The organism is Haliscomenobacter sp., from assembly GCF_033763495.1.
GTDB lineage: Bacteria > Bacteroidota > Bacteroidia > Chitinophagales > Saprospiraceae > Haliscomenobacter.
In genome coordinates this window covers 1-14994 of record NZ_JANRKL010000204.1, presented here as the reverse complement: position 1 = coordinate 14994, position 14994 = coordinate 1, and the positions used below count along the sequence as shown (strand labels likewise).

The window sequence follows — 14994 nt, the reverse complement described above, 5'->3', positions numbered from 1 at the left end:
CTGACTGACTTTGTGCTTTTTTGACAAAAATAATTACCATATATTCACTTGCCTTTATTGCTTAAGCTTCTAATCTACTATGAACTGATACCCCACCCCCTTTAGCGTAATGATTTGCACCCGATCGTCCTCGCGCAAATAGTCCCTCAGGCGCGTGATGTAGACGTCTAAGTTCCTCGAATTAAAAAAAGAATCATCGCCCCAGATCTGTTGCATGATCAATTTTCGCTCTACCGTAAAGTTGCGATGGTCGGCCAGGATTTTGAGTAGTTCTGCTTCCCGATGTGACAATTTGCGGATTTGGGTATGAAACCTCAACTCGTACTTGCGCAAATCAAATTCGTATTTTCCCAGGTGGATAATTCCGTTTTGTTCGTTCCCATTTTCATTTGGAACTTGCCCACTCAAGTTGAGCAGGTTGTAAATGCGCGCAATCAATTCCTCCATGCTGAAGGGTTTGCGGATGTAATCATTTCCCCCCGAGTTGAATCCCTTCAAAACATCCTCGGTTTGGGTTTTGGCGGTCAGGAAAATAATGGGTAGGGTAGGGAAGCTTTGGCGAATGTCCTCGCCTAATTCATACCCATTGCGATTGGGCAGCATTACGTCGAGCAGGCAAATATCGGGGAGGAAAGAATCAAAAGCTGCCATTACCTGGGCGCCGTCGTCGATCATTACCACTTCAAACCCCCTGCTTTCTAGGCTTTCCTGGACAATTTTGCCCAAAAATAGCTCATCTTCTACGTACAGTACTTTTGTTGCCACTACATCTTATTTATTGTGTCTGGGCAAAAATACCGTAAAACGGGTTCCTTGATTCACTTCACTATCCAAAATGATTTGACCACCGTGCTGTTGAATGACTCCCGCAACATAACTTAAGCCCAAACCATATCCTTTTACATTGTGCCGATCTCCATTAGGAACTCTAAAGAACTGGTCAAAGACCTTACCTTGGAATTCCTTGGGTATGCCAATGCCCTGGTCTTTGACACTGAGGGTGAGGGAACCATTGTGCTCAGCCAGATTGATATCGATGTTGGGTTGGTCTTTGCTGTATTTTAGAGCATTGTCCAATAGGTTGTACACCACATTGGTCAAATGAATCGGATCGGCATCAATTTGAAAATCCTGACCTTCGGTAGTAAAGTTCACCTTGGCCCGATTTTTTTCAAATTGCAGACTAAGCGACTCCAGGATTTTTTGAACTGCATTTTTCAAATTAAAAGGCTCTCGCTGGATTTGTAACGTCTGGCTTTCAAACATCGACATTTTCAGGACCCGATCCACCAGCATCGACAACCTTTGCATTTCATGCTGAGAAATATCGATGTATTCCCGGGTGCGTTGTGGGTTGTTTAGCGCATTAAAATCCTTCAGGGCTTCCAAAGCAACACTTACAGTTGCAATGGGCGTTTTTAACTCGTGGGTAATGTTGCTGATGAAATCGTTTTTTAACTTGGTCAACTGCTGTTGTTGCCGCAAACTGCGGAAGATCACCCAGAAGGTTAGTCCGGTAAACAGCAAGAGGAACAAACCAAAAATCATTTGGGGTGCCATTCGTTGGAGCAAAAACCAGCGGTAATCTTCCACCTCCAACTGATAAAACTGGAAAGGAGGAATGCTAGCTGGGGCGTAATGGATAATCCCTGCTTTGGCCACCTCATCGGGCAGGGAGTCGATTTTGCTCACCGAGAAAGCCAAGGGTAGATCATTTTTTTCCAACTGACTTTTGTACCGTTTGATCAATTGATCCTTTGGAATGGTATCGTCGGATAGCTCGAACATGGCATTGGCGCCCTTGGGGATTTTGCTCAAAGCCAAACCAATTCCCCGGCGCAGGCCGAAAGAACGGCGAATGCGTTCATCCTTAGGGCTGCGCTGCCGCAGGTAAAAATTGATGGGCCTTTTTTCAGGAAAGGTGTCGCGGTGAACAAAGGTGACGCTATCCATCCGCACAACCACCATCGTGGAAGGTTTGGATGGAGGCGGAGTCTTGGATTCAAACTGGAAATTGGGCGGAATGACTTGTCTGATGGAACGTTTGGGGTCTTCCTCCATGAAGACGATCTTGCGCTGGATCAGGGAATCCTGCAAATCGCGGATGGTTTGAATAAAAACATTCTCCGATTGGTGGCGCAGAATGCTCTCTTGTTCCTCATATACCTTTCTCAGCCAGTAAATCTGGAAAATAGCCAGGAGCAGCAAGCTGCCTGTCATTAATGCCCGGTATAATGTATTGTGCCGATACAAATCAGTAGATTTTGAAAATTTATTTCGGCACAAAGTTACAGTAAAGCAAAAGGCCGCGCACCTGCCTTTAACCATTATTAACCTTAAATCAAGGAACGTTAACTTGGGGACTGGCCGATTCAAGCTTAGCTTTGTCTTTCAAAAAAGGAATTACCCATGAGGAATTTACTGCTGTTATTTTTTGGGTTGTTGTCCCTGGCTGTTACTGCTCAAAACAACGAAGGTACGGTACTGTTCAAACAAACGGTGTACATGCGTCGGGAAGTCCAGGCCAATGCCCCTGCTGGAATGGACCCTAACATGGTTCGGAATATCCCTGAATCCATGACCAATGAGTTCAACCTCAATTTTACTGCTACCACTTCCCTCTACAAGGAAATTGCCTCGGCTACTGATGAAGCGGCTGGAGGTGAAGGTGGTGGAATGCGGTTTATGATGCGCCGCTTCAACCCGCCGATTTATAAGGACCTGGCCAACAACCGCCAGGTGGAAGAAGTGGATTTGTTTGGCAAGCCGTTTTTGATCGATGACGTGATCCAAACCCGGGCCTGGAAAGTAACCGGGCAGCAAAAGAAAATCCTGGATTACCCTTGTATCTCGGCTACCTTCACCGACAGCTTGATGGGCCGTGCCCGGCTTGTCACTGCCTGGTTTGCACCAACCATCCCAGTTGCTCTTGGCCCACAGGGTTATGGTGGTTTGCCTGGAATGATTCTGGAGGTTGATTTCGACGGCGGCCGCAGTGTGATTACTGCTACTGAAGTTAAGTTGCAAAAACCAGCGGAAGGCAGTATTAAGATGCCAGAAAAAGGCAAAAAAGTAACCCGCGCGGAATACAACAAAATCCGCGAGGAGAAAATGAAAGAAATGCGTGAATCTGGTATGATGCAGGGTGGACCTGGTCGCCAGATTATCATTCGAAACTAAACCCACGAGCAAAGGACCTTTTGCTCGGAGGACATGAATTGCCCCTGGCTTCAGCCTGGGGGCATCGGAACACTCTTTATTTTGGGCTTTAGCCACTCGCTTGAAGATTTAAGCTGTGGCTAAAGCCCATAACAAAGGGCAATACCTATCCACGAGCTAAAGCACGTGGCAATTCATATCCTTCACTTTTGGAATACAATCGTGCTCGAAATCCCCATTCTGAAATCCTAAAACCCTGAGCGACTGTCGTAGTTGTTCTTCTGATAAGGTATCTTAATGAAATCCAGGGTGCCTGGTTTCACTTGAATGTTCAGCACATAAGTACCTCGCTGAGGTTGCCAGGCAAAAGAAAGTTGCCAGCAATGCAGATCGCGGGTAAAACCAATCGCAGGATAAGTCAATCCTTTGCTGACAAAGTCATATCCAATATTGCCCACCGATACGCCCCAATTTTTGGTCAATTCCACATTCCCCTGCGCGTTGATCGAGTTGGTTCCCATCCGAAAGACGGTTTCCTTGCCGCGTGCTTCCCAGGAAAAATCAAGGTTGTGGGAGATGCTGAAGTTTTCAAACAAGCTTAGAAAATCCTGTTCCTGCTCGTCTCTTTTTTTAGGCTGATTGTTGCGTACATCCGTAATCAATTCCTCTTTTTTTCCCTGAAACATTTCGCGGATTTTTTGCACCGTCAAATCGGTCACAAAGGAAAAACGCGCCGTTTCCATCCTTGGGATTATTCTGCCCTGCTGCCAAACCGTACGGTTGTAACGCAAGCCCTGAGCGTTTTCCAGATAGGGGTCCAAACTCATAAAAAAGCCCATGGTGGTCATGCCCTTGAAAAAACGCGCTGTTGTACTCATACTGAGTTGACTCCACTTCAAAGAGTCAGCAGCGTAGTTGTAACTGCCACCGATGACCAGGTTGTCGATGAGTTTGATTTTTTTCTCCATCGAATCCCTTTTGGAATAAGCCTTGGCCTGGAAAATGTTGTTGAGGCTGTAGCCGATGGCCATCTGTCGGCCGCTTGGCGTGGGGGTGCCGTATACCGCGATGTTGTCAAAGCGCGAATAAATCTGTTTGATCAGAGGAAAGCGCGAATCCTGTTGGACGCTGTCGAAATAATTCAGGGCGGGATTCAGGTAGTTAGGTGAGTAGTTGAACGAGAGGTTGGGCCGCATTTCCCAGCGCACCGCCCGCAAGGGGGTAAACTTGCCCGTTTTGAGGGTGAAAAAAATCCGGGTATTTAAACTTACCCCTGCCGAAAACTGCCGGAAGGAGGCAAAACCTGATAAGGTATCGGTTCGGACCGTACCAAAAGTTGTATCGTAACGGATCAGCGATTTCGCTGGATCAAAGGGGTCGTCAAGGGTATCTGCAGTAATGACATTTCGGGAGTCAAAAGACTTGGAGATCGATTTTAGCTGCCATATTTCATTAAAACTCACGTTGGGGTTGACGTTGATGTATTTCAACAACTTGAAAGAAGTGTTGGCGTCGATGTTGTGTCTGGCCCCCGCAACGGCGTCATTCCACATTTTTTGGGTAAAAATCGAGGTGTCGTTGGTGACAAAACTGTTGCGTGCCTCGCCGGCATAACGCAGCGCGATACTTTCGTACCACTTGTCGTTGGTAACCTTTTTCTTGAAGGGGTAGAGGGTCTGGGTCTGGAATTGTACGTTCGGAAAATTGATGGTTACCTTGCGATTGTTCAGGTTTTGGCTGTGGTTGAACGAAGCACTGAGGCTATAGGGTTTCCCTGGCCAGGTTTTGGAAAAATTCAGGTTGGAGTACAATTGGGAGTTCAATACGTTATACGCGTCGTTGAACACCCGCTGGTTGTTGCGGTTTCCCTGGATGTTGATGTTGCCACCAATTTTAGCATTGGGGTGGGCTGCTGCTTCCTGGTTGAGATTGAACTGGATGCCAAAACTTTTGGTGCGTCCGTATTTTCCAGTCTCTAGATTTTCCTGCACTTGGGAGTCAAAACGCAGGTTTAGTCCCGACGAAAATTGATACCGTTTGCGGTAATCAGCTTGCAACGCCAAACCATAAGTACCCTTAAAGTAAATGTTGCTGCGCAAAGCCAGGTTTAAGTGATCCCCCACCGGGAAATACCAGCCAATGTCCCGCAAACCAAAGCCCCATGACTCCGAATACTCGTAATCGCGCGGAAACAATAAACCCGTACTCCGCCCTTTTTTTAAAGGAAAGAACCCAAATGGCAACCAAATCGGGGTAGGAACCCCCATAATTTCTATCTGGGAAGGCCCCACAATGGCCAATTTATCTGGGATAATTTTTTGTTTGGTACTCCGTACCCCAAAGTGGGGGTGATCGGCTTCACAGGTGGTAAAAAGCAACTTTTGCCCAAAAAGGGTGTTTTCAGGTTTTGAGGTGTCTTTTTTCTCTCCTTGAATGAACTTCATCCTCGAACCATGCACAAAAAGGTCCGTTTGTTTGGTGCGCACATCATAAACCATGCCCTTGCGGGTTTTGAAGTTGTAGCGCATTCGTTTGGCGGTAAAAGTTTGGTCCCCATCCTGGAACTCTGGTACTCCAATCATTTGCCCAGTCACTGTATCCTCACGTACTTCAGCGGTAACCAGGTTGTTGGCCCAATCCAATTCAATGAAAGCCGCTTTCAGGTTGATGTCCGTATATTTTACAGAAGCCTGACCGTATAGATAGATTTTTTTCGCAATATTGTCCAATACCATGGAATCCACTGCGTTGTATTCCACCGGAGCATCCAGGGAATCATTGGAAAAACGAATGGTTCGGGGTGCACTGAACTGAAAAGAATCAGGGAAAACAACCGGAAGGGTGTCTGCAACGCTTAGGCTATCAGGCAGTTTTGGATAGGGATCTTGTGCCAGTAAAGGAGTGAATCCCAAGCAAAATAATAAAATTGCCCAGCTACTTGTTGCATTCCAAAAATGAATTCGGTTATTTTGCATTTTGTTCATAATCAAACCCCAATCAATTTTTATCCACCGAACTAAATACCACGCTTAATTTAGACCCACGAACTATGACAAAAACAAAGATTTCCTTCCAAACGAAGCTCATCCTCATCTCGTCCGCTGTTATCCTAGGGTTTAACATTTCCTTAGCAGCCTTTGGCCATCGGCCGGGCAAAGTTATACAAAGCCACCGAATCCCTGAGGATAAGCTGGGAAATTATTCCTGGTCAGATTCATCGTTGCATAAGCCCAATACTTCTTACCAACTCAAAACCGTAGTCATCGACGCAGGCCATGGTGGCCACGATCCTGGCTGTCACGGGGCCAGCGCCCACGAAAAACACGTAACCCTGGCCATCGCCAAAAAACTGGCCGAACAGTTGCAGCAACGTTTTCCCGGCCTGAAAGTCGTACTGACCCGCGACAAGGATGTGTTCATTCCCTTGTATGAGCGGGCCGACATCGCCAATAAACACAACGCCGATTTGTTCATTTCTATACATTGCAATGCCATGCCCGGCAACAACAGTGGAACTTATGGTACAGAAACCTACGTCATGGGTTTACACACTGCCCAATACAATCTGGAGGTGGCGAAACGCGAAAACGCTGCCATCCTGCTGGAAGATAATTACCAAAAAAATTACGACTACAATCCGAATTCCCCCGAAGGGCACATCATGATCAGCATGTTTCAAAATGCGTATTTGAAACAAAGTTTACAATTCGCGGAGCTGGTTGAAAACAAGCTGAACCAGCAAGCCAAGCGCAAATCACGTGGAGTAAAACAAGCAGGTTTTGTGGTGTTGAAAGCAACAGCCATGCCCAGTGTCCTGGTAGAAGTTGGTTTTTTGACCAATCCTGCGGAAGAGCAATTTTTAAATGGCCAATTTGGACAGGATCAGGTGGCCGGAGCCATGTTGGAAGCTTTTACTTTGTACAAAAATCACGCTGAGTCTCCAGATTTTAACAACGATAGTCAATATGATAATGCTGGGCAAAAAGAGGCCGTTGCCAATACCAACAACACCGCTAATCCAGTGGCCTATTCTTATGGCTCTTCCAAGCAAAACCAAAACAATACTGCTGCGTCCCAGCGTGAAACCAATACTGCTGAACTAGCCAAGCCCAAAGAAATTCCAGCACCTGAACGGGCCAATGACCCCGGAGGCAATAGTCACAATGCTGGTCCCAACCACACGAGCTACTCCAATACAGCCAGCCGCTACGGCCCTGTGCCGCCGGGACCCAACCTCAATCGGAACCCGGCCCCAAACAATCCAATGGTCAATAACAGCAGTGCTGAAGTAAATTTCAAAATCCAGTTGGCTGCCACCCCAGCTGCCCCCAACCAGACGGAATCAAAATGGAAAACCTTTCCTTTTCCGCTGGAAGTGGCTCAGGAAGACAATCTATACAAGGTTCGTACCCAGGCTTACGCCGATTACCAACAGGCCAATCAGGTGCGTAGCCGTTGTAAGGAACTGGGTTTCAATGATGCTTTTATCGTGGCATTTAAAGATGGAAAAAGGATTTCTTTGCCCGAGGCTAAAAAAGTTTTGGGCATCCCTTGAAAAGGTTGAGGAGTTGATAAGTTTAGGCTGCCGCAGCGATCCGGTCACTGAGCGTAGTCGAAATGTAAGGATCGCTGCGGCAGCCTAAACTTCTCAACCCCTCAACTCCTCAACTTCTCAACTCTTTTTCTATCTTTGCGCCTCCAAAATTTTGCATTTCATGTCAAACGAAGTTAAAATCGCCCTTCTGGCCGTTGTTGCAATTGCACTTTCCATTTGGGGAATCAAATTCATCAAAGGGAAAAACATCCTCACCCGCTCCAACCTCTACTATGTGGAATACGAGGACGCCCTCAGCATCCAAACTTCCTCGTCGGTGGTAATTCAGGGGGTGAATGTTGGCTTTGTGTCCGATGTCAAACTGCAAAAAGGCTCGGAAAAAGTGCTGGTTACCCTGGATTTAAACAAGGATCTGGAAGTGCCTAAGGGCACCCGTGCGGAGATTTTTGCCAATGGTTTTATGGGCACCAAAAGTGTTCGCCTGCAATTCCCGCCAGTGGAAGAACGCCAGGGCATGCTCGAACCAGGTTCGTACCTGATCCCCGGCGCAGTTGGCTTCCTGGGGGCCAATATCCCTCAGGAAGAACTCAAGCAATACGTAGAAATCTTTCAGAAAGGCATTAAAGGCGCTCTGGATTCACTGAATGAGGGCCTAAGCCATGGTGATCCCAATAGCCCCATCAACCGCAGCCTGAAAAACCTGGAATTGACCCTGGCCAACCTGCAATCGGCTACCGCTTCAGCTGATCGCCTCCTGGCCTCTTCTTCCGGCGAAATTAAAGGCACCCTCAAAAGCCTAAACGAGCTGGGTGCCAGCCTGGCCAGCAGCAAAGCCAAAATTGGCAGCATCATCAACAATGCGGATAAATTCAGCGGCCAGTTGAATGAAATGGACTTGAAAAAGACCATGGCAGAAGTTGATCAGACTTTAGCGGGATTAAAAGTGACTTTGGACAAAGCGGATAAGGCTTTGGGCTCCGTAGAAGGAATGATGACCGATGTCAAAGCAGGTAAAGGCTCATTGGGCAAATTGCTCAGCAATGATAGCCTGTACAACAGCATTGATCGCTTGAGTGCGAACGCTGATTCCTTGACACAGGATATTAAAAATCGCCCTTATCGGTACATTCCGCTGAAAGGTAGAAAGCGGGTGTTGAAGTATGATAAGTTGGATGCTAAGAAGCAATAACTGTTTGTCGTCTGTGGTAATTGCCAAAGCGACATTTTTATTACCACAAAGGAAAAAAGAGGACTCAAAGGACACAGAGTTAGACGTTGACAACGCTTTGCTTTGTATGCTTTGGGTCCTTTTTTGTTATTCGCGATGTTATGATCAGAGAGTTATTGAAGAGTACTGAATACAAGTTGATCATCTAAGGATTACCACTAATCACATCTATCATCTTGTAACCCGCTGTTTCAACGGCGGGTGTTAGACGTTATACCTTATTCCATCTAACATCTTTCCAGAGGCTTGCATCTACAAAATTTTATGATGTAAGCCTCTGAAAAGATGTTAGATATGAGGGGCGGGGAGCTTAAATCCACCCGTTGAAACGGGCGGTTACAAGATGTTAGATGTGGTTGAGGGATTAATCCCCAAACTCGCATTAAAAGGATGATATGTTTAAACAATTTTTCTGAAACAGTCAAGCTACAACTTAGGACAAATCAACCGCGACCGACTCCGATCAGGCTTAATATAAGTCAGTGACATCTCAAAGGCCCCCCTCGAATAATTCGAAGCCCTCAGCCCCGAAGAAGTAATATCATAACTGAAACCCAGGTTCCATTTTTCCAATTCAAAGATAGCCGCCACAATCACTGCGTCCACTCCAACACCCCGATCAGCGCGGTTGTTGACGTGGGTCCATATGCCGGTGCGCAGGGCCAGTTCCTTCCACTCGCGGTTGGTATAACGAATGTTGGTACCTAGGGTGGTACTCATCATGGGGCCCTGGTTCATGAACAAAAAGGCAGGCATGAGGCTCAACTGTTTGGTCAAGGGAAGTTCACCCCCACCGTGGATGCTGTAGCGCCGGAATATCCGCACCTGATCATCGCCCGTAAAGGAGGCAGAGGGCGTATTCAAATGGTGCATGGCGCCACCGAGGTACAAACTTTTGTTGTCGTCCCAAACGGCGTACCACAAGGCTCCCGCATTAAAATCCAAATAAGGATTGCTGCTTACCCCATCAAAGGCCTCATTGGTGGGGGCATTGGGGTCGAAGAAATATCCGTTGGCATCGTATTGTGCCGAAAAGGACAAATCCGACCAGTTGAGCGATTGCTGGGCGAAACCCAACTGTGCACCTACCACAATGTACTGCTCATTGGCGGCAAAACGTCCACCATTGACCTGCTTGAGGTAAGCTCCTCCCACGTTAAATTGGGTCAGGTGAAAATTGGCCAAACCAGCCTGATCGCGCATAGCGGAGCCACTGATGGCAAAATAGTCCTTTTGCACCGCCCGAAACCGCTGGTCCCAACTGGCTGAAACGGTCCTGAATGGTTTATTGCCCAAAAGGCTGTAGTACAAGTCGCGGTAATTCACCGCCAAGCGAGCAGAACCACTGGTTACACCAGCCATCGCGGGATTTACATGCAGAGGGGAGGCATAAAATTGGGCGAAGCGGGGGTCTTGCGCCTGTATTTTTGCCCAAAAGGACAAAAACAGGATCGAAAATAGTATGTATTGCTTCATGTTTTGGAATTATTCGAGCCTCAAGATAAGTTTGCTTGGGCTTTCTTTTTGCTAATATACAGAGTTTAACATTTATAAACATTTTCAAAAATACAAAAAGCTGTTAAAATGGGTGCGCTGAAATAATTTCCTTAGTTTTACCACCTGTCAATTACATGTCCATGAAACGGTTCCGCACCATCCTATTCTTTGTTCTAGCCACCTGTTTTCAATGCCTTCAGGGCCAGAATGCCTTGCTTGCTCCCATTTCACCACGCAGCAATGCCCTGGGTAAAACCTCGCTGAATTTTACGGATTTGCACAGCCTTTTTGGCAATCAGGCCGGGCTGGCCAAGCTGGAAACCTTCAGCGCAATGGGCATGGTGGAACAACGTTATTTACTGGCTGACCTAAATCATGCCGCATTTGGTGCCGCTTTGCCCACCTTCTCGGGCGTTTTTGGATTGACCTTGCGCAATTTTGGCACTGGTGATTACCGCGAGACAGGGGCAGGCCTGGCCTACGCCCGCAAATTGTCGGATCGCTTGCGCATTGGTGGGCAATTGCATTGGTCTCAGATCAGCATCAGTGAATACGGCAACCGCTCCTTATTCAATGTAGATTTCGGCATCCAGGCAGAATTGTTGCCCAAACTTTGGGCAGCAGCCCAGGTACGCAACGCCATTCGGCAAGAATTGCTAGATGGAGAGTATACGCCTACCGCTTTTAGCGCCGGTTTGTCCTATGCAGTAGGGGATAAAGTGATATTATACAGCGAATTGTACAAAGACATTGACTTCCCGGCGGACATGCGCATCGGTATCGAATACAACCCCTCCAAGGCCATTTACCTACGCGCTGGTGTGAATTCCGCCCCCGGAGGCTGGAGTTTTGGCTTCGGCCTGCCCATTTTCCAAAATCTGGTATTTGATTGTGCCGCAGCGTATCACCCATATCTGGGCTTCACCCCTTCAGCAGGACTAGCTTTCCGTAAAAAGAAGTGATTCATGAAAAACTTATTAATTGTCGCCGCAAACGAATTTGAAATAGCCCCCGTATTGCAATGGTTGGAGCAGCAAAAAGCTCCCGACGCCAATCGGAAATTCAACTTTAACGAATTGGAAATTAGCATATTGCTAACAGGGGTAGGCCTGCCGTTGGCCATGTTTCAACTCACCAGGGCCCTGACCACGGTGCGTTACGATTTGGTGATCAATGCTGGCATCGCTGGCGCTTTGGATACCCGCCTTGAACTCGGTGCAGTGGTGCAAGTCATCTCGGAAACCTTCGCCGATTTGGGCGTCGAAGAAGCCGATGGCAGTTTTACCGATCTATTCAAACTCAATTTGATCCACCCTGAAGCGCCACCTTTTCAGGATCGAAAAATGGTCAATACGTTTGGCTCTGCGTACGATTTTTTACCCAAAGTACACGGCATTACCGTCAACAAGGTACACGGCTCCGCTTCCAGCATCGAACAGCTCAAACGCCGCAGCAATGCTAGTGTGGAAAGTATGGAAGGGGCCGCCACTTTTTATGCTTGTTTGATGTACCAGACCCCTTTTTTGGAAATCCGTTCCATCTCCAACTTCGTTGAGCCCCGCAATCGGGACGCCTGGGAAATTCCTCTGGCTATTGAAAACTTAAATGGGGTGCTCATCGATATGTTGAAAGGTTTGTTGGAAAACAAGTTGAATGAGGCTTAGACTAGGTTTACGGTGAGTTTTGAATGAATTAACTTTTTACCGCAGAGTTTCGCAGAGTAAACGCGGAGTTTCGCTGAGCTTTATTAGTTTTAAGAGTTTTGCCACCTTTGGTGGCTGGAGGTTAAGCACGATTCAAATTTGATTGTTCGGCGTTCATGTTCATTCCATGCGTCTCTGAGTTCTTAGTCACCGAAGGTGGCCTAAACTCCGAGAAACTCTGTGTTTAATCTGAGAAACTCTGCGGTAAAATATGCTTAATGATTTTGATTCTATGCTTAAGCCAGCAAAGATCAATTATCTCAAAAACCTGCATAAAGCATGCTCCTAATCCTGTGCTTTTGGTGCCTCCTTCACTAAAGTGGTGTCCGAAACCAACGTAGGCACCAGGTATCCCCCCGTATCGATGTTCACCTTGGGCAACATATTTTTAAGCACCTGCCAATCAGCACTACCTTTAATTGCGGTTTGGTAAACATAAACCTCACGCAAACATGTAACTGCCTTCAAATGAGCCAAACCAGCCTTGCTGACTCTGGTATTGATCAGGTTGAGGTAGTTCAGGTATTTGGCGGATTTTAGTGTAGCCAGACCGGCATCACCCACTTTGGTGCCATCCAAATAAAGCCTGGTCAAGTGGGGCAATTCAGCCAATATTTTCAAATCCTGATCGCTCACTTCGACCCCACTCAAACGCAGTGCCACCACTTGTTTGGCCACTGGTTTTAACAAAGCCAGGTCTTTGGCCTTGGCATCTGGAACATTGATAAAACTGACGGACAATAAGGAATTATTCTGCCCCAGTGGAAGCACCACAGCACCCGCATCCCTCAAGGCCTGAATGGCCTGCTGGTCCGGTGCGGGCACTTTGACTTCCGGCCAATTTGAACCTTCAGCAACTGAACCAGTTTCTCCTTTTTGCAAAGCAGCCAGCAGTGGTTTGACCTCCTCGCTTTGCGGTAATTCCTTTACTTTTTTATCAAAGTTTGCACCCGTTTCTATCCACCAATGCAAGAGTTTAACTTCCGCCTCACTGAGTTGGTTTTTCTCCTTGGGGGGCATGTGTTTTTCATCCGATTTGGGCAACAACAAGCGGCGCATCAATTCACTATCTGCAACTTTTCCCGCCAGGACAATTTCCCCATTTTTTCCACCCTTTTGGATAAAATCTGGACTGTCCAGCCGTAGTTTGCCCTTTTGTTTGGTCGAACCATGACAGGAAACACATTTTTCTTGCAACAAAGGTGCTACTACCGCTGCGTAGGCATTGGCTTCGGGCAGATTTTTGATTTGAGCAGGAGCAAGAACGGCAGGTGGCAGCCCCAACCAGCCACGATACGGCTCTGGCAAGGCCTGGGTCAAATAATCACTGCCGTGAGTCAAGGAACCACCCAGATGTCCGGCAACACTGACCAGACTTATCAAAACCAATTGAAACAGGAAACCAAACCTACGGTTGAGCCCCGATTTTTGCAGCAGGAGCAAGAAAGCGCCCCATACGGCTACCGCAATTCCCAGGTTGCGGTGTTGGTTCAAGGCCTGCAAATCATATTCTCCGCTCAAAGACAGGAGGTAACCCGTTACACAAGAAAAAATGGCTGCGAGTGTACCCATCAGCAAGGCCAAGGGAACCACCGCTTTTAAATGTTGAAAACGTTGCCAGCGGCCCAGCCAGGCAAAAAGCACCGCCAGGAGCAGAATACCAATGGGCAGGTGAACGAGAAGGGGGTGGAAACGACCGAGGAAATTAAGCATAAAAGTTGATGAGTTGAGGGAAGTTGAGGAGTTGAGGCTACCGCAAGAATGGGTGTGTGTTTGTGTGTGATGGTGTGCGTGTGCCATTGGCATGTCTAAGTCTCTGCGGCAGCCTCAACTTCTCAACTATTTTTTAACAAGGTACCGTGAACGCAACAATTCCATCATGTGCACATTGATTGCCCATTGATCGGCCAGCGGTTGCCGGGTGTAAGGCACGGTTGGCAGGTACATCGGAGGACCGAACTCGGTTAAAATGGTCAAAGGCTGTTTTTGATTGACCTTCATTTCCACCACCTTATCCCACCAGGCCAAGTGGGCTTTGAGGGCGTCTGCCCATTCAGGCGCACGGGGATCGGTAACCTGGGGCCCTTCCTGATGCCCCACGCGGGAGTGAATATGATCGGTACGGGAGAGTGCCAGATCAATGGTTTCCTTTTGATCGGCCAACAACGATTCGTGCACCACACACCAATGCGAAATATCGAGGGTAAGGCGCATGCCCGGGATTTTTTCCAACAAAGCCCGGGTAATGGGCGCAGAGTAACAAATCCGCCCGCGGTGGGTTTCGTGGTAAACCGGTACTCCTGCGGCTTTGCCTGCGGTAATGCTCAATTCAATGATGTTTTGGGCCTGATCCTGGCTGAAATAGTCTTTACCCGAGTGGCAGTTGATGTACAAGGGCTTCAAGGTTGAAGCATTTTTAAGGGCCTGAATGAACTGGGTGAAATGCTCTTTAAAGTCACTGCTCCCGGAACCTACCAAAAAACCATACTCCAGGCCATTCGCCTTGGTCGCCCTTTCGAGGGCAATCCGGTCCGTGTCAGTAGTGGGTGCCCAAACCTCGATGCCATCATAGCCGGCCTTTTTGGCTTTGGCACAAAACTCATCCATGGTTCCACTGAATCCCCAATTGGTGGCCAGCATTTTTAGGGAAAAATCTGCCGGAACCTGAAATGGCAACGGCGTTTCAGCCAAGGCCGAAAATTGATCAATCATGAGCCCTGCGCCAAGACTGAGGGATTGAGCAAGGAATTTGCGTCTATTGTGCATAAAAAAAGTTGAGGAGTTGAGGAGTTTGGCTACCGCAAGCGATCCGGTCACTGAGCGTAGCCGAAGTGTAAGGATCGCTCGCGGTA

At 47.6% G+C, this 14994-nt stretch carries 11 protein-coding genes; 5 read left to right on the top strand and 6 right to left on the bottom strand.

All coding sequences use genetic code 11. The annotated features are described in order from the left end of the window. Positions 1–69 precede the first annotated feature (69 nt). Positions 70–765, bottom strand: coding sequence for a response regulator transcription factor (locus SFV55_RS23730; protein ID WP_320032054.1), 696 nt, complete (start codon positions 763–765; stop codon positions 70–72). Positions 766–771: 6 nt separating this feature from the next. Beyond that, the gene (locus tag SFV55_RS23725; RefSeq protein ID WP_320032053.1) at positions 772–2220 is read right to left on the bottom strand and encodes a HAMP domain-containing sensor histidine kinase; all 1449 of its coding nucleotides are present in this window, start codon (positions 2218–2220) and stop codon (positions 772–774) included. Between the two features lie 189 nt (positions 2221–2409). Here SFV55_RS23725 and SFV55_RS23720 point away from each other — a divergent pair, with 189 nt between their 5' ends. Further along, entirely contained in the window at positions 2410–3180 is a 771-nt protein-coding gene (locus SFV55_RS23720) for a GLPGLI family protein (RefSeq protein ID WP_320032052.1), read from the top strand. A gap of 227 nt (positions 3181–3407) precedes the next feature. Here SFV55_RS23720 and SFV55_RS23715 read toward each other — a convergent pair whose 3' ends face one another. Continuing rightward, positions 3408–6071 (bottom strand): putative LPS assembly protein LptD, encoded by a 2664-nt coding sequence (locus SFV55_RS23715; RefSeq protein WP_320032051.1) that lies wholly within the window; start codon positions 6069–6071, stop codon positions 3408–3410. A 137-nt stretch (positions 6072–6208) separates the two neighbouring features. Between SFV55_RS23715 and SFV55_RS23710 the strand changes: the two genes are divergently transcribed. Both SFV55_RS23710 and SFV55_RS23705 read left to right on the top strand, forming a co-directional pair. Next, complete coding sequence (locus tag SFV55_RS23710; protein WP_320032050.1) at positions 6209–7714, top strand: N-acetylmuramoyl-L-alanine amidase; 1506 nt, start codon at positions 6209–6211, stop codon at positions 7712–7714. Between the two features lie 160 nt (positions 7715–7874). Then, positions 7875–8903: an MlaD family protein gene (locus SFV55_RS23705; protein ID WP_320032049.1), complete on the top strand. Its 1029-nt coding sequence runs from the start codon at positions 7875–7877 to the stop codon at positions 8901–8903. Between the two features lie 465 nt (positions 8904–9368). Here the strand turns inward: SFV55_RS23705 and SFV55_RS23700 are convergent, their stop codons facing one another. After that, on the bottom strand, positions 9369–10418 hold the full coding sequence (locus SFV55_RS23700; protein ID WP_320032048.1) for a PorP/SprF family type IX secretion system membrane protein: 1050 nt from the start codon (positions 10416–10418) through the stop codon (positions 9369–9371). 161 nt (positions 10419–10579) lie between these two features. Here SFV55_RS23700 and SFV55_RS23695 point away from each other — a divergent pair, with 161 nt between their 5' ends. Continuing rightward, positions 10580–11401, top strand: coding sequence for a hypothetical protein (locus SFV55_RS23695; protein ID WP_320032047.1), 822 nt, complete (start codon positions 10580–10582; stop codon positions 11399–11401). Between the two features lie 3 nt (positions 11402–11404). Next, positions 11405–12103, top strand: coding sequence for a futalosine hydrolase (gene mqnB / locus SFV55_RS23690; RefSeq protein ID WP_320032046.1), 699 nt, complete (start codon positions 11405–11407; stop codon positions 12101–12103). Positions 12104–12427: 324 nt separating this feature from the next. Here mqnB and SFV55_RS23685 read toward each other — a convergent pair whose 3' ends face one another. Together SFV55_RS23685 and SFV55_RS23680 are read right to left on the bottom strand one after the other, a co-directional pair. Continuing rightward, entirely contained in the window at positions 12428–13855 is a 1428-nt protein-coding gene (locus tag SFV55_RS23685) for a c-type cytochrome domain-containing protein (protein WP_320032045.1), read from the bottom strand. A 126-nt stretch (positions 13856–13981) separates the two neighbouring features. Further along, positions 13982–14908: a sugar phosphate isomerase/epimerase family protein gene (locus SFV55_RS23680; RefSeq protein ID WP_320032044.1), complete on the bottom strand. Its 927-nt coding sequence runs from the start codon at positions 14906–14908 to the stop codon at positions 13982–13984. Between the last annotated feature and the right edge of the window lie 86 nt (positions 14909–14994).